Origin of the sequence: Stenotrophomonas nitritireducens (assembly GCF_050984405.1) — a bacterium.
Lineage (GTDB): Bacteria > Pseudomonadota > Gammaproteobacteria > Xanthomonadales > Xanthomonadaceae > Stenotrophomonas > Stenotrophomonas nitritireducens_B.
This window is the reverse complement of the sequence record NZ_CP158790.1, coordinates 377,512-398,982: the sequence shown is the minus strand read 5'-3', so window position 1 is coordinate 398,982 and position 21,471 is coordinate 377,512. Positions and strand designations below refer to the sequence as shown.

At 71.5% G+C, this 21,471-nt stretch carries 18 protein-coding genes and 1 pseudogene; 11 read left to right on the top strand and 8 right to left on the bottom strand.

Annotation, left to right across the window (positions count from 1 at the left end; genetic code table 11):
• Nucleotides 1-14 precede the first annotated feature (14 nt).
• Nucleotides 15-2,783: a DNA polymerase I gene (gene polA, locus ABTV91_RS01795; protein WP_433852938.1), complete on the top strand. Its 2,769-nt coding sequence runs from the start codon at nt 15-17 to the stop codon at nt 2,781-2,783.
• A 619-nt stretch (nt 2,784-3,402) separates the two neighbouring features.
• Nucleotides 3,403-3,888 carry a DUF421 domain-containing protein gene (locus tag ABTV91_RS01790; protein ID WP_433852937.1) on the top strand — a complete coding sequence of 162 codons (486 nt, stop codon included), beginning with the start codon at nt 3,403-3,405 and terminating at the stop codon, nt 3,886-3,888.
• 101 nt (nt 3,889-3,989) lie between these two features.
• On the opposite strand, the gene hemF is transcribed toward ABTV91_RS01790, so the two are convergent.
• The 4 genes and pseudogenes from hemF to ABTV91_RS01770 form a co-directional block, all read right to left on the bottom strand.
• Nucleotides 3,990-4,937, bottom strand: a complete 948-nt coding sequence (gene hemF, locus ABTV91_RS01785) for an oxygen-dependent coproporphyrinogen oxidase (protein WP_433852936.1) — start codon at nt 4,935-4,937, stop codon at nt 3,990-3,992.
• A gap of 22 nt (nt 4,938-4,959) precedes the next feature.
• The gene (locus ABTV91_RS01780; RefSeq protein WP_433852935.1) at nt 4,960-5,538 is read right to left on the bottom strand and encodes a hypothetical protein; all 579 of its coding nucleotides are present in this window, start codon (nt 5,536-5,538) and stop codon (nt 4,960-4,962) included.
• A gap of 65 nt (nt 5,539-5,603) precedes the next feature.
• Nucleotides 5,604-6,137: pseudogene (locus ABTV91_RS01775) on the bottom strand (NUDIX hydrolase).
• Nucleotides 6,138-6,256: 119 nt separating this feature from the next.
• Nucleotides 6,257-8,620, bottom strand: coding sequence for a S9 family peptidase (locus ABTV91_RS01770; protein WP_433852934.1), 2,364 nt, complete (start codon nt 8,618-8,620; stop codon nt 6,257-6,259).
• A 231-nt stretch (nt 8,621-8,851) separates the two neighbouring features.
• Here ABTV91_RS01770 and ABTV91_RS01765 point away from each other — a divergent pair, with 231 nt between their 5' ends.
• The gene (locus ABTV91_RS01765; RefSeq protein WP_433852933.1) at nt 8,852-10,180 is read left to right on the top strand and encodes an AMP-binding protein; all 1,329 of its coding nucleotides are present in this window, start codon (nt 8,852-8,854) and stop codon (nt 10,178-10,180) included.
• 714 nt (nt 10,181-10,894) lie between these two features.
• Here ABTV91_RS01765 and ABTV91_RS01760 read toward each other — a convergent pair.
• Complete coding sequence (locus ABTV91_RS01760) at nt 10,895-11,905, bottom strand: pteridine-dependent deoxygenase (RefSeq protein ID WP_433852932.1); 1,011 nt, start codon at nt 11,903-11,905, stop codon at nt 10,895-10,897.
• Nucleotides 11,906-12,103: 198 nt separating this feature from the next.
• Between ABTV91_RS01760 and ABTV91_RS01755 the strand changes: the two genes are divergently transcribed.
• From ABTV91_RS01755 to fabG, 8 genes are read left to right on the top strand one after another with little or no spacing between them, the layout of a single operon-like run.
• Complete coding sequence (locus ABTV91_RS01755; protein WP_433852931.1) at nt 12,104-12,373, top strand: phosphopantetheine-binding protein; 270 nt, start codon at nt 12,104-12,106, stop codon at nt 12,371-12,373.
• 5 nt (nt 12,374-12,378) lie between these two features.
• Nucleotides 12,379-13,101 (top strand): ketosynthase, encoded by a 723-nt coding sequence (locus ABTV91_RS01750; protein ID WP_433852930.1) that lies wholly within the window; start codon nt 12,379-12,381, stop codon nt 13,099-13,101.
• Between the two features lie 50 nt (nt 13,102-13,151).
• Nucleotides 13,152-13,451, top strand: coding sequence for a hypothetical protein (locus ABTV91_RS01745; RefSeq protein WP_433854094.1), 300 nt, complete (start codon nt 13,152-13,154; stop codon nt 13,449-13,451).
• Entirely contained in the window at nt 13,448-14,428 is a 981-nt protein-coding gene (locus ABTV91_RS01740) for an acyltransferase (protein ID WP_433852929.1), read from the top strand. The genes ABTV91_RS01745 and ABTV91_RS01740 overlap by 4 nt, the downstream gene beginning before the upstream one ends.
• The gene (locus ABTV91_RS01735; protein WP_433852928.1) at nt 14,370-15,020 is read left to right on the top strand and encodes a LolA-related protein; all 651 of its coding nucleotides are present in this window, start codon (nt 14,370-14,372) and stop codon (nt 15,018-15,020) included. The genes ABTV91_RS01740 and ABTV91_RS01735 overlap by 59 nt, the downstream gene beginning before the upstream one ends.
• A 41-nt stretch (nt 15,021-15,061) precedes the next feature.
• Nucleotides 15,062-17,356, top strand: coding sequence for an MMPL family transporter (locus ABTV91_RS01730; protein ID WP_433854093.1), 2,295 nt, complete (start codon nt 15,062-15,064; stop codon nt 17,354-17,356).
• Entirely contained in the window at nt 17,343-17,777 is a 435-nt protein-coding gene (locus ABTV91_RS01725) for a phosphotransferase (protein WP_433852927.1), read from the top strand. Before ABTV91_RS01730 ends, ABTV91_RS01725 begins: the two co-directional genes overlap by 14 nt.
• 28 nt (nt 17,778-17,805) lie before the next feature.
• Complete coding sequence (gene fabG, locus ABTV91_RS01720; protein WP_433852926.1) at nt 17,806-18,534, top strand: 3-oxoacyl-ACP reductase FabG; 729 nt, start codon at nt 17,806-17,808, stop codon at nt 18,532-18,534.
• 32 nt (nt 18,535-18,566) lie between these two features.
• Here fabG and ABTV91_RS01715 read toward each other — a convergent pair whose 3' ends face one another.
• The 3 genes from ABTV91_RS01715 to ABTV91_RS01705 are packed head-to-tail and all read right to left on the bottom strand — an operon-like array spanning nt 18,567 to nt 21,326.
• Nucleotides 18,567-19,349, bottom strand: coding sequence for a glycosyltransferase family 2 protein (locus ABTV91_RS01715; RefSeq protein WP_433852925.1), 783 nt, complete (start codon nt 19,347-19,349; stop codon nt 18,567-18,569).
• Nucleotides 19,342-20,130, bottom strand: coding sequence for a beta-ketoacyl synthase chain length factor (locus ABTV91_RS01710; protein WP_433852924.1), 789 nt, complete (start codon nt 20,128-20,130; stop codon nt 19,342-19,344). Before ABTV91_RS01710 ends, ABTV91_RS01715 begins: the two co-directional genes overlap by 8 nt.
• Before the next feature lie 5 nt (nt 20,131-20,135).
• A complete protein-coding gene (locus ABTV91_RS01705; protein ID WP_433854092.1) occupies nt 20,136-21,326 on the bottom strand; it encodes a beta-ketoacyl-[acyl-carrier-protein] synthase family protein in 1,191 nt (396 codons plus the stop codon).
• Between the last annotated feature and the right edge of the window lie 145 nt (nt 21,327-21,471).

Here is a 21,471-nt window from a genome sequence, read left to right as displayed (position 1 = left end):
CGTAGAATCGGCGCATGAGCAGATTAGTCCTGATCGACGGGTCCAGTTACCTGTACCGCGCGTTCCACGCGTTGCCGCCGCTGTCCAACGCCGCCGGCGAGCCCACCGGCGCGCTGTTCGGCGTGGTCAACATGCTGCGCGCCACGCTGAAGGAAAAGCCCGACTACGTGGCCTTCGTGGTCGACGCGCCGGGCAGGACCTTCCGCGACGACCTGTACGCCGAGTACAAGGCCAACCGCCCGCCGATGCCCGACGAACTGCGCGCGCAGGTGCAGCCGATGTGCGACATCGTGCACGCGCTGGGCATCGACATCCTGCGCGTGCCCGGCGTGGAGGCCGACGACGTGATCGGCACCCTGGCGCTGGCCGGCGCCGCCGACGGGCTCGAGGTGACGATCTCCACCGGCGACAAGGATTTCGCCCAGCTGGTGCGCCCGGGCGTGGTGCTGGTCAACACCATGACCGGCAGCCGCACCGATTCGGATGCGGCGGTGATGGACAAGTTCGGCGTGCGCGCCGAGCAGATCGTCGACTACCTGGCGCTGATGGGCGATGCCGTGGACAACGTGCCCGGCGTGGAGAAGTGCGGTCCCAAGACCGCCGCCAAGTGGCTGGCCGAATACAACGACCTGGACGGCGTGATGGCCGCGGCCGCCACCATGAAGGGCAAGATCGGCGAGAACCTGCGCGCCGCGCTGCCGCGGCTGCCGCTCAACCGCGAGCTGGTCACCATCCGCACCGACGTGGAACTGGAGCAGGGGCCGCGCGACCTGCGCCTGCGCGAGCAGCACGTGGACAGCCTGCGCGAGCTGTATGGCCGCTATGGCTTCACCCAGGCGCTGCGCGAGCTGGGCGGCGTCGCGGCGCCGGCCACGGCCGACGAGGCCAAGGTCAGCCTGCGCGGCACCGCCGCCGGCTTCGCCCGTTCCAGCGAGGGCGTGCCTGCCGTCGAGATCGATCCGGCGATGGCGGGCAAGGGCGAATACGAAACCGTGTTCACCGCCGAACAGCTGCGGGCCTGGGTCGAACGCCTGCAGGCCGCGCCCGAGTTCGCCTTCGATACCGAGACCGACGCGCTGGACGCGATGCGCGCGCGGCTGGTCGGCGTGAGCCTGGCGGTCGAGCCGGGCAAGGGTGCCTACATCCCGGTCGGCCACGATTACCCGGGCGCGCCGGCGCAGCTGCCGGCGGAGCAGGTACTGGACGCGCTGCGCCCGCTGCTCGAGGACGGCGCAAAGCGCAAGCTCGGCCAGCATGGCAAGTACGACATCCACGTGCTGCGCCGCCACGGCGTGGAGGTGGACGGTTACGCCGACGACACCATGCTGGAGAGCTTCGTGCTCAACTCCACCGCCACCCGCCACGACATGGATTCGCTGGCGCAGCGTTATCTCGGCTACACCACCACCAAGTTCGAGGATGTCGCCGGCAAGGGCGCCAAGCAGATTTCGTTCTCGCAGGTGGGCATCGACGAGGCCGGCCATTACGCCGCCGAGGACGCGGACATCACCCTGCGCCTGCACCGCGTGCTGGCGCCGCAGCTGGCGGCCATACCCGCGCTGGAAAAGGTCTACCGCGAAATCGAGATGCCGCTGGTGCCGGTGCTGGCGCGCATCGAGGCCAACGGCGTGTGCATCGACGGCGCCGAACTGCGGCGGCAGAGCGCGGACCTGTCCTCGCGCATGCTGGCCGCGCAGCAGAAGGCCACCGAACTGGCCGGGCGCAGCTTCAACCTGGATTCGCCCAAGCAGCTGTGCGCGGTGCTGTTCGAGGAACTGGGCCTGCCGGCGCTGGTGAAGACGCCCAAGGGCCAGCCCAGCACCAACGAGGAGGCGCTGGAGGCCATCGCCGACCAGCACGAACTGCCGCGCGTGATCCTGGAGTACCGCGGCCTGGCCAAGCTGCGCAGCACCTACACCGACAAGCTGCCGGAAATGGTCAACCCGGATACCGGCCGCGTGCACACCAGCTACCACCAGTCCGGCGCGGCCACCGGGCGCCTGTCCTCGTCCGACCCGAACCTGCAGAACATCCCGATCCGCACCGACGACGGCCGCCGCATCCGCAAGGCCTTCGTCGCGCCGCCGGGGCGCAGGCTGATGGCCTGCGACTACTCGCAGATCGAGCTGCGCATCATGGCGCACCTGTCCGAGGACCCGGGCCTGATCCGCGCCTTCGAACAGGGCGTGGACGTGCACCGCGCCACCGCCGCCGAGGTGTTCGGCCGCACCCTGGAAGAGGTCACCACCAACGAACGCCGCGCCGCCAAGGCGATCAACTTCGGCCTGATGTATGGCATGAGCGCCTTCGGCCTGGCCAAGAACCTGGGCATCGACCGCGGCCAGGCGCAGGACTACGTGGCGCTGTACTTCAGCCGCTACCCGGCGGTGCGTGATTTCATGGAACGCATGCGCGTGCAGGCGCGCGAGCAGGGCTACGTGGAAACCCTGTTCGGCCGCCGCCTGTACCTGAACGACATCCACGCCCGCAACCAGGGCCTGCGCGCCGGCGCCGAGCGCGCGGCGATCAACGCGCCGATGCAGGGCACCGCCGCGGACATCATCAAGCGCGCGATGGTCAGCGTCGACGGCTGGCTCGCCGCGCACCGCGAGCGCGCGCAGATGATCCTGCAGGTGCACGATGAACTGGTGTTCGAGGCCGACGTGGACTTCATCGACACCCTGCGCGCCGAGGTGGAGTCGCGCATGACCGCGGCGGCGGAACTGCGGGTGCCGCTGGTGGTGGATTCGGGAGTGGGCAGCAACTGGGACGAAGCGCACTGAGGCGATTCATTTCAGGTGGGCGCCGGGAGAAGGTGGCCTGCGCTCCCGCATAGCGACGATGCCCCTGCTTATCGTGCAGGCGGCTTGGGCGTCGCGGCCATGAAACAGCACGCCCCGCACTGCGGGGCGTTCTGTTTCCGGCGCAGCGCAGGATGGCCATTCATCCGCGGGTGCCGCGGCACCACCCCGGACCCCTACTGGTATTTACCTGGTGAATGGGCCTCAGTGCATTACGCGATGACAGGGTTCCATCTGTTACGGACGCCACGGATTTCCGAATATTTAACGCTGGTAATGCCATGGCTGGAACGTTGCGTAACGCCGTTTGCGGCCAATAATCCGTGCCTCGGCGTTGGAATGAATCCCTCCTTAATCGTCTGGAAATAAATGGCCGTTCTTCACGATCCATCAATGTCCGGGGTGGTGATATAGCCCTCGACAGGTGCAACGCCTGTCGCGGATCTCTCCCATCCCCTGGAGCAGATCTCGGAGCGGGGATTCCTCCCCAAATCGCCGCTCCTCCAGCCCCGTCGACCCCCCCCTGGTCGGCGGGGCTTTTTTTTAGGCGCCGGAAGGCCGTGCGAAGATCGCGCCGTCCTTTCCCGTGCGGGTGCCAGCCGTGTCCGATCTCTTCGTGTTGTCCGCCCCCTGGTGGCATTTCGTCCTGCGCGGGGTGGCGATGTACCTGCTGGTGACGGTGCTGATGCGGCTGTCGGGCAAACGCGCGGTGGGCCAGTTCACGCCGTTCGACATGATCCTGCTGATCCTGATCGGCAACACGGTGCAGAACGGCATCAACGGCGGCGACAACTCCATCACCGGCGCCTGCGTGATGGCCTGCACGCTGTGCGCGCTGAACTGGGCGGTGGCGTGGCTGTCCTCGCGCTCGCTGCGCTTCCGCTGGCTGGTCGAAGGCAGGCCGACGCTGCTGGCCGAGGACGGCCGGGTGTTCCGGCAGGTGCTGCGCCGGCAGCTGGTCAGCGACGCCGATTTCGAGGTGGCGATGCGGCTGGCCGGCTGCGCGCACGTCGGTGACATCAGGCGCGCCATCCTGCAGCCCAACGGCCACATCATGATCGAGACCCGCGACGGCAAGTGGAGCTGAGCCGGAGGCGCGTAGGAGCGGCTTCAGCCGCGATGCTTCTGGAGTCCGCCTCGCAGAAAGCGTTCGCGGCTGAAGCCGCTCCTACGGAATCCGGTTGGCCGCTACAGCCAGGCGCGCGGGACCAGGTACTCGGCCAGCCGCGCCTCGTCGCTGCCGGCGTCGGGCTGGTAGCCGTACTCCCAGCGCACGCGCGGCGGCAGGCTCATCAGGATGCTTTCGCTGCGCCCGCCGCTCTGCAGGCCGAACAGGGTGCCGCGGTCGTAGACCAGGTTGAACTCGACGTAGCGGCCGCGCCGGTACAGCTGGAACTCGCGTTCGCGTTCGCCGTACGGCGTGTCCTTGCGGCGCGCGACGATCGGCAGGTAGGCGTCGAGGAAGCCGTCGCCCACCGCACGCAGGTAGGTGAAGTCGCGTTCGAAATCGCCGTGCAGGTCGTCGAAGAACAGGCCGCCGACGCCGCGCGTCTCGTTGCGGTGCTTGAGGAAGAAATACTCGTCGCACCAGCGTTTGTGTTCGTTGTAGCGCTCCTCGCCGAACGGCGCGCACAGGTCGCGCGCGACCTGGTGCCAGTGGCGCACGTCCTCGTCGAACGGATAGAACGGGGTCAGATCGAAACCGCCCCCGAACCACGCCGCGACCGCCTTGCCGTCGCGTTCGGCCTGGAAATAGCGCACGTTGGCGTGGGTGGTCGGCAGGTAGGGATTGAGCGGGTGGAACACCAGCGACACGCCGCAGGCGCGCCACGAGGCGCCGGCCAGTTCCGGGCGGTGCGCCGACGCCGAGGGCGGCAGGCGGGTGCCGGCGACGTCGGAGAAACCGATGCCGGCCTGTTCGAACACCGCGCCATCGCGCAGCACGCGGGTGCGGCCACCGCCGCCTAGGGATGGGCCAGTGTCACGGGAGGCAGGAGGCCGGGAGTGACCGCCGCTTTCGGCGCGCTGCCAACGGTCTTCGACGAAGCGGGCCCGGCCGTCGGCCGATTCGATGGCCTGGCAGATGCGGTCCTGCAGGCCGGTGAGGTAATCGCGTACGCGTTCGAAATCGTCCATGCGCGTACTGTAGCGCAGGCGCTCAGCGGAACAGCGCGCGTACCTCGTCGTGGCACAGCCGGAGCACCAGCCAGCCGTGCAGGCCGGCGAAAGCCAGCGCGGTGACGCCGGCGCTGATCAGGGCGGTCCAGCGGCTGGCCTGCATCTGCGCCAGCGCTTCCCTGCCATCGGGCGAGTCCAGGAAGCCGGCAGGCAGGATGGACTGCATCGCCGCGAACATGCCGTCGACCAGCGGCAGCATGGCGAAATTGGCCAGCGCCACGACGACCAGGAAGACGATGAAGCCGATCCGCCCCCATTCGTGGCGGCGCAGCAGCGCCCACGACACCGCGAGCAGGGCGACGGACAGCAGCAGCATCAGCACGGTCAGCGACAACGCGTGGCGCGCGGCCCATTGCACCGCCGCCGGCACCGGCAATCCCTGCTGCTGCAGCCAGCCCACCGGGTCGAGCCGGCCCAGCACCGCGACCAGCAGCAGCTGGAACAGGCTCCAGGCGATGGACAGGCCGGCCATCAGCAGCGACAGCCTGGCGGTGACATCGACGAAGGACGCGGCCGACGGGCGCGTGGGATGGAGCGGAGGAGGGGCGGGCTGGATCACGCGGGTACGCTGCGGGGAAACGGTGGAGCGCACTATCGCCGGACCGGCCGGACTTTCCCAGCCCCTCAGGCATCGGCGTGGGGATGCGGCGGCCGGCGCCGGGGCGCGGTGGAGCGCAGCGCCCGCGCCGCCGCCGGCAGCACGTGGCGTTCGCTCAGCGGCGCCAGCACCACGCCGTGCGGCGATTGCAGCGGAATCCAGACCAGTTCGGCGATTTCCGCCTGCGCGCGCGGCGTGCCGTCCACCTGCACCGGGAACGATTCGCCCTGAACGCGCCGCCCTGGTTCGTTGTTGCCGCCATCCATGGCGGCAACCCTCCGGGCCATCGACAAGCGATGTCAAAAACCGCTCCGGGCGGTTTTTTTGACCGCGTCGTCCTCGAAGGTGCCCAGGGCAACCGCCTCGCCCGCGCGCAACGCCACGCCCAGTTCCTCGCGCAGTTCGCGCGCCAGCGCATGCAGCGCGTCCTCGCCGGCTTCGCGTTTGCCGCCGGGCTGGATGAAGGCGCACGAACCGCGCTTGCGCACCACCAGCACGCGACCGGCGGCGTCGAGGATCACCGCGGTGACGATGCGGATGGGGGGCAAGGCGGGCTCCATTGCAGGTGATCGCCGTAGGAGCGCCCTTCAGTGCGTGATGGGGCACTACCGGCAAAGCCCTTTCGCGCACTTAAGTGCGCTCCTACGTGACAAGGGCGGCCAGTGGCCGCCCTTGTCGCTTACTTCAGCGTTTCCTCGAACAGCTTGAGGATGCGCTTGTACTGGTCCAGCCAGGAATCGGCGCGCGTATAGCCGTGGCGTTCCAGCGGGTAGGGCGCGATGGTCCAGTTGTCCTTGTGCAGTTCGATCAGGCGCTGGGTCATGTTGACCGAGTCCTGGAAGAACACGTTGTCGTCCATCATGCCGTGGGCGATCAGCAGGTGGTCCTGCAGGCCTTCGGCGTACTCGATCGGCGAGGACACGCGGTAGGCCTCCGGATCGATGTCCGGGGTGTTGAGGATGTTGCTGGTGTAGCCGTGGTTGTACTGGTGCCAGTCACCGACCGGGCGCAGCGCGGCGCCGGCCTTGAACGTGCCGGGCGCGCGGTACAGGGCCATGAAGGTCATGAAGCCGCCGTAGGAGCCGCCGTAGATGCCGGCGTGGTCGCGGTCGCCCTGCTGGGTTTCCACCAGCCAGTCCAGGCCGTCCTGGTAGTCCTCGAGTTCCGGGTGGCCCATGTTGCGGTAGATGGCGGTGCGCCAGTCGCGGCCGTAGCCTTCGCTGCCGCGGTAGTCCATGTCCAGCACGATGTAGCCCTTCTGCACCAGCAGGTTGTGGAACATCTGCTCGCGGAAGTAGGTGGGGTAGCGCTGGTGCACGTTCTGCAGGTAACCGGCGCCGTGCACGAACATCACCACCGGGTACTTCCGGCCCGGTTCCTTCTGCGCGGGGCCGTAGTACTTGGCCCAGACCACGCCGGCACCATGCTTCGACGGCACCGCCACCAGCTGCGGCTGGATCCACTCGCGCGCCTTGAACTCGGCGCTGCGGGTGTCGGTGAGCACGCGCGCGCTGCCGCCGGCGGCCGGCACCACCGCCAGCTGCGCCGGCAGGTAGGCGCCGGAGTAGCGCACCAGCAGCTGCTGGCCGTCGGGCGAGAGCGAGAAATCCTCCACGCCGTTGAGGTCGGTGAGCTCGCGCACCTGGCCGCTGGCGGCATCGACGCCGCACACCTCGTAGTCGTGCGGCGCCTGCTGGTTGCACAGCACGTAGAAGCCCTTGCCGTCAGCCGAAGGCACCGGCGCGGAGGTTTCCCACCTGCCGCTGGTCAGCGCGCGCGGCTTGCCGGTGCCGGCCTGGGTGTACAGGTGCGAGAAGCCCGATTCCTCCGACAGCAGCCACAGCGTGCTGCCGTCGGCCATCCAGCCGAAATCGTTGAAGCCCCAGTTGATCCAGCCCGGGTCGGTGAGGCGGTGGCGGTTCTGCATGCGGCCGTCGGCGCCGACGCTGACGATCCAGCGGTCCTTGTTGTCGTTGGCGCGCAGCATCACCGCCGCCTGCCTGCCGTCGGCGCTCCAGCGGATGCCGCCGCCCATGAAATCGCCCATCACCTGCACGGTGCGGTCGCCCTTGAGCGGTTCCTTGCCGGCGGCCTTGCGCAGCGCGGCCAGCGGATCGGTGCCGATGCCGGGCAGGGCGTCCAGCGCCAGCGGGCGCACCTGGCCGGTGCTCGCGTCGACGAACCACAGCGCATGCGGCGCGAAGCCGTTGCGGCCGACGCGGGTGCGGGTGTCCTCGGTTTCCTCGTAGCCGGATTCGGTCACGTACAGCGGCATCTTGCCGCCGCGGCCGTCCTCGAAGTTCTTCGGCTTGGTCACCACGATCAGGTGGGTGGCGTCGGGCGAGAGCACGCTGTCCACGATCTCCACGTCCGCGCCCAGGTAGACCGGGCCCGGCGCGCGGGTCGGGTCGGCCTGGCGCCAGCGCTCGCCCTGCTCGCGCAGCGCGTCGCGCTGGGCGCGGTCGCGGCGCAGGGTTTCCAGCGTGCGCATCTGCTGGTCGCGCAGCACGTCGGCCTTGGGCGCGTCGGCGGGGTTCTTCTCGGCCTTGAGCTGGGCCACCAGGGCGATCGCGCCGCTGCTGGCGTTCCAGTGGTACCAGGTGTTGCCGACGTTCCAGATCAGGCCGCCGTCGGTGGCGAAATCCACGCCCGAGGCGCGCTCGTTGCCGCGGGTGAGCTGGGTCAGCGCGCCGCTGCGCAGGTCGCGCACGAACACGTCGCCGTTGCGCACGAAGGCCATGCGCTGGCGCTGGCGGTCGTAGACGCGGTTGGCCGCGTCCAGCGTGCCGCGCTGGTCGTCGGCCACCTGCTGCGCCGTGCCGCCGGCCACCGGCTGGCGGAAGGTGTCGCGCACCGGGCTGCCCTTGCGCTTGAGCGTGTATTCGGCCTGCTGGCTGTTCCACGACCACCAGGCCGATTCCACCGGCGGCCCGATCCAGTCCGGGTCGGCCATCGCCTGTTCGATGGTGATCGGCGTGGGCGCGGCATGGACGCCGCCGACGGCGGTCAACAGCAGCAGGGACAGGGGCAGAAGTCTGGACATCGCGGGCACCGGTGAAGAAAACCGGCAAAGCCTAGCAGCCCGCTCCCGCGAAGGGCTGGGCCACTGGTCATGGACGCGCCGGCAAACCGCGCGCAAGGCGCGTCGCGCGGGGCACCTGATGCTGCCGCGGCGTTGTCCGGCCTGCGCCAGCGGCTATGCTGGGCGCCGGCCGCGCCCTGGTTCCGCGACCGTTCTTTCCGAAGGTTGTCCCGCGTGCCTGCTGCCCATCCGATGTCTTCTTCCCTGCATCCCCTCGCCGTTGGCGCGCCCGGGCGGCCGCTGGCGGTGGCCGGCGCCACGCGGATCGATCTGGCCACCTTCCTCGAGCACGTGCGCGGCGTGGCCGCGCTGCTGCCGCCCGGCCACCATGCGGTCAACCTGTGCGAGGACCGCTACCGCTTCCTGGTCTGCTTCTGCGCGGTCGCGCTGCGCGGGCAGGTGAACCTGCTGCCGCCCTCGCGTGCGCCGGCGGTGGTGGCCGAGGTGCAGCAGCGCCATGCGCAGACGTGGTGCCTGGGCGACACCGCGCCCGATCCGCTGCCGGCCGGCTGGTTCGCGCTGCCGGAGGACCTGCCGCGCCAGCCGGGCGAAACCCCGCGGCTCGATGCCGCGCAGCTGGTCGCCATCGGCTTCACGTCGGGCAGCACCGGCGCGCCGGCGGCCAACCCCAAGACCTGGGGCGCGTTCGTGACCAGCACCGCGCAGAACCTGCAGGCGCTGGGCGACCTGTGGGGCGAACGCGCGCCCGCGGTGGTCGCCACCGTGCCGCCGCAGCACATGTACGGCATGGAGATGTCGGTACTGCTGCCGCTGCTGGCGCCGGCGGTGCTGCACGCCGGGCGGCCGTTCTTCCCGCAGGACGTGGCGCAGGCATTGGCCGAGGTGCCCGCGCCGCGGCTGCTGGTCACCACACCGGTGCACCTGAAGGCCCTGGTCGAATCGGGCGTGGAGCTGCCGCCGCTGGCCGGCATCGTCACCGCCACCGCGCCGCTGCCGCAGCCGCTGGCCGAAGCGGCCGAAACGCGTTTCGCCACCGAGGTGCGCGAAGTATTCGGTTCCACCGAGACCTGCATCTTCGCCCGCCGCCGCACCGCCCGCGAGCAGGCGTGGACGCTGCTGCCGGGCGTGCGCCTGGAACCGCAGGAGGACGGCACCTGGGTGCACGCGCCGCACCTGCCCGATGCGGTGCTGCTGGCCGACCTGGTCGAGCTGCTGCCGGAAGGGCGTTTCCTGCTGCGCGGCCGCCGCGCCGACCTGCTGGAGATCGCCGGCAAGCGCGCCTCGCTGGGCGACCTGACACGGCGCCTGCTGGCGGTGCCCGGCGTGCGCGACGGGGTAATGGTGCAGCTGGACCCCGAACCGGGCCAGGCGGTGGGCCGCATCGCGGCGCTGGTGGTGGCGCCGGACCGGGAGGACGCCGGGATCCTGCAGGATCTGCGCGCGGGCATGGATCCGGTGTTCCTGCCGCGGCCGTTGCGCCGGGTGGCGTGCCTGCCGCGCAACGAGACGGGGAAGCTGCCGAGGGATGCGGTGCTGGCCTTGCTGCGCGGCGAAGGCTGACTCAGCCGTTGCCATTGCCATTGCCATTGCCATTGCTTTTGGCTTTTGACTTCTGGGTCCCCTTCCGTAGCGACGGAGCCGACGGATTAGACCCCGCAGGGGCGACGTGCATGGATGCACGTCGTTTTTCGACGAGACATGGATGTCTCGTCGAAAAATCCCGCCGGCGGAGTGGACCCAGCCCGCGTAGCGGGCTGGGCGCGTAGGCAGGGGCGTGTTTCTCTTGGTTACTTCTCTTTGCACGAGCAAAGAGAAGTAACTCGCTCCTGCGAAGCAGGGGCGAAAGCTCTGCTTTCAAGCTTCCGCTTTCATGCTTTGCCTTTGGCCTCTGCCTTGACCCTTTGCCTATCGCTTTGGCAACAACATCCAGGGGAAGCAAGAACAAGGGCAGAAACAGAATCAAAGGCTTTCGCTCCCCTTCGGGGCGCGAGCCACCTTTCTTTGCTCGTGCAAAGAAACGTGGCCCAAAGAAACACGCCCCTGCCTACGCGCCCGCCGCGCTGCGCGCGCCGGGTCCACTCCGCCGACGGGATTTTTCTACGCGACATCCATGTCGCGTAGAAAAACGACGCACATCCATGTGCGTCGCCCTTCGGGTTTTTCCCGCCGGCTCCGTCGCTGCGGAAGGGGACCCGGAAGTCAAAAACCAGAGCAAAAGCAAAAGCAAAATCACGGCAACGGCAACGGCAACGGCAACGGCAACGAAAACCGCAGTCAGGCGCCGTGCACCCCGTCGATCTCCACCCGCAGATCGCGCCGGCACACTTCCGCATGCAGCACGATGTACGGCACCTCCGCCGGCAGGTGCCGCGCCAGCGCCTGGCGGACGGCCGGGATCTCCGCTGCGTCGCGCACATAGACCTTCAGCCGGCTGCCCGCGCCGAAATGCGCCGGCAACGCCGGCAGCCGCGCGCGCGCCGTGCCCACCAGCGCGTCGAGGTTGGCGAAGGTTTCCTCCAGCTGGCGCAGAGTGTCCTCGCCGTGCAGGGTGGCGTGGCCGACGACGCTGGCCGTGCCCGACAGCAGCAGCGGCAGCGCGCTGCCCGGCGCGGCCAGCATGCCGCGGGCGAAGCTGGGCGACTGCGGGCCGTACTGGCGCGGGTACCGCCAGGCGCTGACCTGGCGCGGGTTTTCCAGCGGCGTGCCGGGCTCGCGCGCGGCCAGCCAGTAGACCTGCAGCACGCGCACGCCATCCAGGCGGCCGATGGCGGTGGCCGCCGGCAGGGTGCCGGCGTCGATGGTGCCGATGCCGCGCGCGCGGCCGATGCAGAACTGGCGGTAGCGCTCGTCGTCGCCTTCGCCCTCGGTGATCGCGTCCAGGTAGTTCCAGATGCGCAGCAGGTGCGGGTAGCCGTGCTGCGGCAGCGCCGACAGCAGCCGCGCATAGGCGTGCGCGGCTGCCTCGAGGATGCCGCCGTGGCGGGATTCGTCGATCTGCAGCGCGCCGAACATCAGCGCGCCGTCGCTGGCCCAGGCCAGGCCGTCGGCTTCGCGGCCGCTGCGCACCGGGCCGGTGCCGCGCCAGACCTCCAGCCGCGCTTCGCCCTCGGGCTGCAGGCCGACCTGCAGGTAGCGTGGGTCGTCGCTGGCCGGGGCGCCGTCGCCGGCTTGGAAACCGAATACCGCCAGCACCTGCGGATCGGCCAGCAGGGCCGGCAGCCGCGCCGGATCGGCGTAGTCCACCTCCAGCCCGGCGGCGGGCGCGAAGCCGGAAACCGCGTTCATCGCGCGCTCCCGCGGGCGCGGCGGCCGGCAGGGGAGGAAAGCGGGAATACGGCGGGGAGACGGGGGTGCGGGAACGTCATTGCGCGGCGGATCGGTGCTGCAGAAAGCGCCATGATAGCGCGCGCGCCGCGACGGCCATGGTTGCGCCGCGGGCGGCGATACCGGATCGTTGCGCATCATCTCTTCATGGAAGTGGCAATGTCGCAACAAACCGAGGCCGAGCGCGAGCTGGCGCAGCTGCTGGTCGAGAGCCTGAACCTGGAAGACGTGGACCCGGCGGCGATCGACCCGGAGGCGGCGCTGTTCAATGACGGGCTGGGCCTGGATTCGATCGACGCGCTGGAACTGGCCCTGGCCATCGGCAAGCGCTACGGCTTCCAGCTGCGTTCGGACAACGACGACAACCGCCGCATCTTCGCCTCGCTGCGCGCGCTGTCGGCGCACGTGCAGGCCAACCGGACCGCCTGACCGCCATGGGCGACGCCGGCCACGCGCCCGGCCACGGGCCGGCGGCAAGCGTCCTGCGCATCGCGCTGCTGCTGGCCTACCCGGTGTTCTCGCACGTGGCCAGCGTGCGCAACGAGGGCGGCTGGGCGGCGCTGGCGCTGTTCGGGCTGGTGCTGCTGTGCCTGCTCGACGCGCTGGCGCGGCGCCGCGCCGCGGCCTGGGCCGCGCTGCTCGCGTCGGCGCTGCTGCTGGCCTGGCTGGGACGCTCGCCGTGGGCGTGGATGCTGCTGCTGGCGCCGCCGGTGGTGTTCCCGCTGCTGGTGGCCTGGGGCTTCGCGCGCTCGCTGCGGCCGGGCCGCACCGCGCTGATCACGCGCATCGTGCAGGCCCTGCACGCGCGCGCCGGGGTGCCGGTCGACGCGCGGCTGGAACGTTATACGCGGCGCCTGACCGCGGCCTGGGCGCTGCTGCTGGCGTTGCTGGCGGCGATCAACCTGGCGCTGGCGATGAGCGCGGTACCCGACGGCCTGCTGGCCGCGTTCGGCTGGCAGCCGCGCTGGCCGTTGAGCCATGCGCAGTGGTCGTGGTGCGCGAACGTCGCCGACTGGGGGTTGATCGGCGGCTTCCTGGTGGCCGAGTACGCGCTGCGCTGCCGGCTGTTCCCGCAGCGCCCGTACCGCAGCGCCGGCCAGTTCGTACGCCAGATGAGCCAGCTCGGCCCCGCGTTCTGGCGCGACCTGCTGCGCTGAACGCCGTGGGCCGCGGGTATCCTGTGGCCGACGCCGCCGCCCGCCACGCCATGCAGTTCACCATTGCCCACGACCATCCCTGCCTGCCCGGCCATTTCCCGGGACGGCCGCTGGTGCCGGGCGTGGTGGTGCTGGAGCAGGTGCTGCGCGCCGCCGAGGCGCAGGCCGGCGCGCCGCTGGCGGCGCTGCGCCTGCCGCAGGTGAAGTTCATGGCGCCGCTGCTGCCGGGGCAGGCCGCGCGGGTCGAACTGGACGGGCAGGCGCCGCGCTGGAAGTTCCGGGTATGGCGCGGCGACGAACTGCTCGCGCGCGGCGAGTTGGTGGCCGGCACGGAAGGCACGGCGGCATGAGCGAGGCCGACTGGAAGCGCCGGCCCGAGGGCGGCGGCCGCGCCGCGATCCGCCTGATCGCCGGCATCGCCCGCCATGGCGGCCGTGGCGTCGCCCGGCTCTGCCTGTATCCGATCACCGCCTATTTCCTGCTGGTGCGCGGCGCCGAACGGCGCGCCTCGCGCGCCTACCTCGGTCGCGCGCTGGGCCGCCGCGCCGGGCTGTGGGACGTGGCGCGCCACATCCACACCTTCGCCGCGACCATCCTCGACCGGGTGTTCCTGCTCGGCGGGCGCATGAACCTGTTCGACATCCGTACCGAGGGCACGCCGGAGCTGCTCGCGCAACTGGACGAGGGCCGTGGCGTGCTGCTGTTCGGCTCGCACCTGGGCAGCTTCGACGCGCTGCGCGCGCTGGGCCGGCAGCGGCCGGACCTGAAGCTGCGGGTGCTGCTGGACCGCGCCCACAACGCCGCCATCACCGACCTGCTGGCCGAACTGGACCCCGGCCTGGCCGCGGGCATCATCGATGCCGGGCAGGGCGGGCCGGCGGTGGTGCTGGCCATCCAGCAGGCGCTGGAAGAGGGCGCGATGGTGGCGCTGCTGGTGGACCGCGCGCGGCCGGGCGAAGCCGCCCTGCACGCGCCCCTGCTCGGTGCGCCGGCGCCGTTCCCCACCGCGCCGTGGCTGATCGCCAGCGTGCTGAAGGCGCCGGTGATGCTGGCCTTCGGCCTGTACCGCGGCGGCAACCGCTACGATCTGCTGTTCGAGCCGTTCGCGCCGGCGCTCGACGTGCCGCGCGCGCAGCGCGCCGAGGCCCTGTCGGCGCTGGTTCACCGTTATGCCGGCAGGCTGGAACACCACCTGCGCGGCGCTCCCTGGAACTGGTTCAATTTCTATGATTTCTGGCATTCCGAAGCCTCACTTCCCGCGCCGCTGGATGCTGGCGGCGTTGCTGGCCGCCTGCGGCAGCGTGCCGGCGATGGCGGCCGACGTTGATGCGGCCTGGATCCTGCGCCAGCTGGCGCAGCCGGTGCCGAGCCAGACCGGTTTCGTCGAACTGCGCGGTTCGGCGCTGCTGAAAGAGCCGCTGCGGGTCGAAGGCCAGTACCGGCGCCCGGATGCGGCGACGCTGGTGCGCGAGGTGCGCGCGCCCTACGCCGAAACCACCACCATCGCCGATGGCAGGGTCAGCATCGCCCGCGCCGGCAAGCCGCCGCGCGTGTTCTCGCTGCAGCGCGTGCCCGAGCTGTCCGACCTGCAGGCCAGCTTCGGCGCGCTGCTGTCCGGCGACCTGGCCGCGCTGGAACAGGCCTATCGCCTGCAGGCGTCGGGCACCGCGCAGCGCTGGCAGCTGGTGCTCACGCCCAGGGCGCAGGCGCTGGCCGCACGGGTGCGCGCGGTGACGCTGCGCGGGCGCGATGGCGAGCTGCGCTGCATCGAGACGCAGCCGGCGCGCGGCGACCTGCAGCGCACCCTGCTGGGCGGCGCGGCCGGCGCCGCCAGCGGCGTGCGCCAGGCCGACGCCCTGGCCGCGCTGTGCCATGACGGCGCGGGCGCCGGGGCCGGCCAGGACGGGAGCCGGCGTTGAAGTCCACGCCGCGCCTGCGCATCGGCCTGGCGATCGCCTGGATGCTGCTGCTGGGCCTGATCACCGCCTGGGTCAGCGCGCGCGTGCAGGTCAGCGGCGACCTGCGCAGATTCATGCCCGATGCGCGCACCCCGGCGCAGAAGCTGCTGCTCGACGAGCTGGGCGAAGGCCCCGGCGCGCGGCTGCTGCTGCTGGCGTTGTCCGGTGCGGCGCCGGATCGGCTGGCCGACCAGTCGCGGCAACTGCAGCAGGCGCTGGCGGCCGATCCGCAGTTCGAACTGGTCGCCAACGGCGCGCAGGCCGGGCTCGATGCGTTTCCCGAACGCCTGCTGCCCTACCGCTACCTGATCGACGACCTGCCCGGCGACGCGTTCAGCGCCGACCATCTGCACGACGAACTGCAGGCGCGGCTGCAAGACCTGGGGTCGCCTGCCGGCGCGCTGGTCGAGCCGCTGCTGCCGTCCGATCCCACCCTGCAGGTGTTGCGCGTGGCCGAAGCGCTGCAGCCGGCCAATGCGCCGCAGCGCATCGACGAGGTCTGGTTCGACCGCAGCGGCCGGCAGGCGCTGCTGCTGGTGCAGACGCGCGCGGCCGGCTTCGATCCCGGCGCGCAGCAGCAGGCGGTGGACACCCTCGAGGGCGCGTTCGCGCGCGTCGCCGGCGACAGCGGCAGCCGCCTGGAGATGAGCGGGCCGGGCGCGTTCTCGGTGAAGATCGGCAACCGCACCGCGCGCGAGGCCGGCACCATCGGCACCATCGACACGATCGGCATGATCCTGCTGCTGTGGATCGCCTACCGCAGTTGGAAGATGCCGATCCTGGGGTTCCTGCCGCTGGCGAGCGCCGGCCTGGCCGGGCTGTCGGCGGTGGCGCTGGCCTTCGACGGCGTGCACGGCATCACCATCGCCTTCGGCTTCACCCTGATCGGCGTGGTGCAGGACTATCCCATCCACTTCTTCAGCCACGAACGCCCCGGCCGCTCGCCGTGGGACAACGTGCGCGCGCTGTGGCCGACGCTGGGCACCGGCGTGGTCGCCACCTGCATCGCCTACCTCACCTTCCTGTTCTCCGGCGTCGCCGGGCTGAAGCAGCTGTCGGTGTTCACCATCACCGCGCTGGTCACCGCGGCGCTGGCCACGCGCTACCTGCTGCCGGCGCTGGTCGACCCTGCCACCCGCGATTTCGCCGATTCGGCGTGGCTGGCCCGATTGTGGCGCCACACCCGGCGGCTGCCGCGCCCGCGCTGGTCGCTGGCGGTACTGGCGGTCGCCGCGCTGGCGGTGCTGGTGTGGGCGCCGGGGCCGTTCTGGCAGAACGACCTGGGCAAGCTGACGCCGGTGGACCCGGCCGACCTGCAGCGCGACGCGCAGCTGCGCGCCGAGCTCGGCGCGCCCGACGTGCGCTACGTGATCACCGTGCGCGGCGCCGACGCGCAGGCGGCGCTGGCCGCCAGCGAACGGCTGCGGCCGGTGCTGGACCAGCTCGTCGCCGACGGCGCGCTGGACCGCTACGACATGGCCGCGCGCTACCTGCCCAGCGCGGCGCTGCAGCGCCAGCGCCAGCAGCGGTTGCCGGACGAGGCCACGCTGCGCGCCGCGCTGGCCGCGGCGGTGGCTGCCACGCCGTTCCGCGACGATGCGTTCGAGCCCTTCGTCGCCGACCTGCAGCGCGCCCGCGGCGCGCCCGCGCTGCAGCCGCAGGACCTGCACGGCACGCCACTGGCCACCGCGGTCGATGGCCTGCTGCTGCGCGGCGCCGACCATGCCACGGCACTGGTGTCGTTGAGCGGCCTGCACGACGTGGCCGCGGTGGCGACCAGCGCGCGCCTGCACGGCGCCGAGCTGCTGGACCTCAAGCACGCCTCCGAATCGCTGGTGGCCGAATACCGCGGCCGCGTGCTGATGGCGCTGGCGGTGGCGGTGCTGCTGCTGTCGGCCACCGTGTGGGCGGCGCTGCGCTCGCCGCGCCGGGTGCTGCGCGTGCTGCTGCCGATGGCGCTGACCACGCTGGTGGTGCTGGCGCTGCTGCGCGGCATGGGCATCGAACTGAACCTGTTCCACCTGATCGGGCTGATCCTCGCCGCCGGCCTGGGCCTGGACTACGGCCTGTTCTTCGAGCACGCCGGCGACAGCCACGCCGACCAGCTGCGTACCCTGCACGGCCTGCTGGTGTGCAGCGCGATGACGCTGCTGGTGTTCAGCCTGCTGGGCCTGTCGTCGATTCCAGTGCTGCGCGCCATTGGCGGCACGGTGGCGCTGGGCGTGGTGTGCAATTTCGTGCTGGCGCTGCTGGTTTCGCGCCACCCCTGGCAGGAGGCCGCCGATGCTGGCGCGTGAGGACATCCTGCGTCTGGTGCCGCACCAGGGCGGCATGTGCCTGTGGGACGAAGTGCACGCCTGGAGCGCGACGGAGATCGCGCTGCGCGCCTTCAGCCACCGCGATCCGGCGCATCCGCTGCGCAGCGGCGGACAGCTGCGCGCCATCCACTTGTGCGAGTACGGCGCGCAGGCGATGGCGGTGCACGGCGGCCTGCGCGCGCGCGGACGTGGTGGCGCAGTGGTGCCCGGCGTGCTGGTGGCGCTGCGCGAGGTGCAGCTGCACGTGGCGCGCATCGACGATCTCGAAGGCGCCATCGAAGCGACCGCGCAGGTGCTCGCCGAAGCGGAAACCAGCCAGCAGTACGGCTTCCGCATCACCCACGGCGCGCGCGTGCTGGCCGAAGGCCGCGCGGCGGTGATGCTGCAGCCGGGACAATGACCGCAACGACATGCAGGAAGAAACCGCGATGAATACGAAACGACGCGCGCTGGTGACCGGCGGCAGCGGCGACCTGGGCGGGGCGATCTGCCGGCGCCTGGCCGCCGATGGCGCCCATGTGATCGTGCACGCCAACGGCAACCTGGCGCGGGCGCAGGCGGTGGCGGCGGAGATCGCCGCGGCCGGCGGCAGCGCGCAGGCGGTGGCCTTCGACGTGGCCGACGGCGAGGCGACCGCGGCGGCGCTGGAGCAGCTGCTGGCCGACGGCCCGATCCAGATCGTGGTCAACAACGCCGGCGTGCACGACGACGCGCCGATGGCCGGCATGGACGCGGCGCGGTGGCGGCGGGTGATCGACGTGTCGCTGCACGGCTTCTTCCACGTCACCCAGCCGCTGCTGCTGCCGATGGCGCGCACGCGCTGGGGCCGCATCGTCAGCGTCTCGTCGGTGGCGGCGGTGCTCGGCAACCGCGGCCAGACCAACTACGCCGCGGCCAAGGCGGCGCTGCACGGCGCCTCGAAGTCGCTGGCGCGGGAAATGGCCAGCCGCGGCATCAGCGTCAATGTCGTCGCGCCGGGCGTGATCGAAGGCAGGATGGCGGTCGATGCGTTCCCGCCGGAGCTGATCAGGCAGACCGTGCCCGCCGCGCGCGCGGGCCGGCCGGAGGAGGTGGCGGCGCTGGTCGCCTTCCTGTGCGGCGAGGATGCCGGTTACATCAACGGCCAGGTGATCGGCGTCAACGGCGGCATGGGCTGAGGCACCGGGGAGCGGGAACGGGTTCCTGTTCCCTAGTTGCCGCCTTCATCGATCACCGGCGGATGCGCGCGGATCGCGCGGTGCACCTGCCGCACGTGGCCATGGCGCAGCGCCAGCCGCACGATGTGCGTGGTGATGCGGGTCAGGTCGCGCAGCGGGCGGAAGTGGCTGGGGCGGAAGCATTCGTCGCTGCCGGCGGCGCGGTAGCGCGACTCGATCGGCACCGATACGCAGCGCGTGCCCAGTTGCCGCGCGGCCGAGATCAGCACCTGCGCCTCGAATACGAAATCCTCGCCGGGTACCTCGCGCATCGCGATCACGTCGGCCGGATAGAAACGCTGCCCGCTCTGGCTGTCGGCGACCTGGTAATGCGTGCCCCAGGCCACGCCCCAGTCGCCGAACTCGTTGGCCAGGCGCCGCAACAGCGGCTGCGAGGCGCGCTTGCGCAGGCGTGCGCCGATGATGATGCAGCCGGGGTGGCGGTTGGCGCTGGCCAGCAGCCGCGGCAGGTCGGCGGCCGCATGCTGGCCGTCGCCGTCCAGGGTCAGCACGCCGCGCAGGCCGCGCCGCGCAGCTTCGGCGAAACCGCTGCGCAGGGCCTGGCCCTTGCCGCTGCGCCGCGCATGGCGCAGCACGGTGACCGGCAGGTCGGCGACGAGGTCGGCGGTGCCGTCGTCCGAACCGTCGTCGACCACGATCACGTGCGGGAAATACGCGAGCGCGCCGCTCACCACCTCGCGGATGCGCAGCGCTTCGTTGAGCGCCGGGATCACCACCGCCACGTCGTCCGGGCGCAGCATGCGCGGCTCAGCCATGGCCGATGTCGATCCGCAGCCACTGGTCCGCGCCGGCCGGCAGCAGTACCTGCTCGCGTTCCAGCGCCAGCGCTTCCAGCAGCGGCAGCGCCGGTTGCATGGCATTGCCGGCCAGCAGCCGCGACAGCGGCCCGGCAGCGTCGCCGCGGTCCATGCCGGCGTGCTGCGCCAGTTCCATGCGCAGCACCGGCAGGCCGGGGCAGGGCACGCGCGACAGCACCAGGGCGACGCCGAGCAGGCCTTCGCTGGGCGCCATTTCGGCGAGCGGCCCGCAGGCCGGTCCGTCGTAGGCGACCAGCAGCACCGCCTCGCTGCCGGCGGCCAGCTGCGCCATCGCTTCGATCAGGCCCTGCGCGAAGCTCCCCGGGCCGGCGCTGATCGCGGTGGCCGGCGCGTGCGCGCCGGTGCCGATGGTCCAGTAGCCGGCGGCGGCGTTGTGCACCGAGTTGTGGAAGCGGGTGGGCGACACCGCGCGCGGGTCGCTGGCCAGCGTCGCGCACATGTAATCGGTGATCGACATCTCGCCGTGGGTGGAGGCGAACACCGACGGCAGCGCCGTTGCCTCGCGCCCCGCCGCCTCGCAGGCGGCCTGCGCCGCCTCCAGCGCCACCGCCACGGTGGCCGGCGCGCGGCGGCGCTCGTTGGCGGCCAGCAGCGTGGGCGCCGGGCGCGCCTGCGCCTGCGCCGGGCGCAGCCCCTCGCGCACCCAGGCGCAGGCCGCGTCCCAGTCGGGCAGGCCGCTGCCCCAGAAACCGATGCCTTCGACGATCGCTTCGCGCATGCGCTTCATTCCACCTTGCCGAATACCAGCGAGCAGTTGTTGCCGCCGAAGCCGAAGGAGTTGTTCATCGCGTGGCCGATGTCCGCCCGCGCGTTGTCGAACCGGATCTGCGGGCCGCAGGCCGGATCGGGAACCGTGCTGTTGAGCGTGCCCGGCAGCAGCCCGTCGGACAAGGCCAGCAGCGCGAACACCGATTCGACGATGCCGGCCGCGCCCAGGGTATGGCCGGTCCAGCCCTTGGTCGAACTGGCGTGCAGCGACGGCGGGAACAGCGCGGCCACCGCGGCGGCCTCGATGCTGTCGTTGGCCGGGGTGGAGGTGCCGTGCAGGTTGAGGTAGCCCAGCTGCGCCGGCTCGAGCCCGGCGCTGCGCAGCGCCTGCTCCATCGCCAGGCGCGCGCCCAGCCCCTGCGGATGCGGCGCCGACATGTGGTGGGCGTCGCTGGATTCGCCGTAGCCGCGCAGCTGCAGCGCGGTGGCGGGGCCGGCATCGGCGCGCTCCAGTACCGCGTAGCCGCCGGCTTCGCCCAGCGACAGCCCGCTGCGGCGCGCGTCGAACGGCTGGCAGGGCGCGCTGGCGACCAGCTGCAGCGAGTGGAAGCCGAACAGCACGCTGCCGCACAGCGTATCGACGCCGCCGACCAGGGCCGCGTCGGCGAAGCCGGCGTGGATCAGCCGCGCGGCCTGCGCGAACACCTTGGCGCTGGACGAACAGGCGGTGGCCACGGTCACACAGGGGCCGCGCAGGCCGGTGGCGGCCTGGACGAAATCGCCCAGCGCGTGCGGCGTGTGGATGCGCGGGCGCTGCAGCTCCGGCGGGAAATGCGCCATGCCTCCGGCGTCGGTCTGCAGGCGCGCATAGGCCTCCTCGGTGGCGCCGATGGCGGAGGTGGAGGTGCCCATCACCACCGCCACGCGGCGGGTGCCATGGCGGGCGACGACGCCGGCCAGCGCATCGGTCAGGCCGTCCTGCTGCAGCGCCAGCCACGCCAGCGCGTTGTTGCGGCAGGCGAAGCGGGCCAGCGCCGGCGGCAGCGCCACCTCCTCCACGCCCTCGACCCGGCCGATCCAGCAGTCCAGCGGGTCGGTGCCGAAATCGTTGCGGCGCAGGCCGCTGCGGCGTTGCGCCAGCGCCTGGCGCTGCGCCTCCAGCCCCGCGCCCAGCGCGGTGGTGGCGCTGTGCGCGAGGACGTTCAGCGGGAGCTGGCGTGGTGGCGATGCGGCGGTCACGCGGTCTTCCGGGGCTTGGACGGGGCGCGAGTATATCGGGGCGCCGCGCAGCGCACGGTTTTCGCGCGAGGTGATGGCGTGCGCGTTTCTTGATGAAAATGAATGAAGCGCC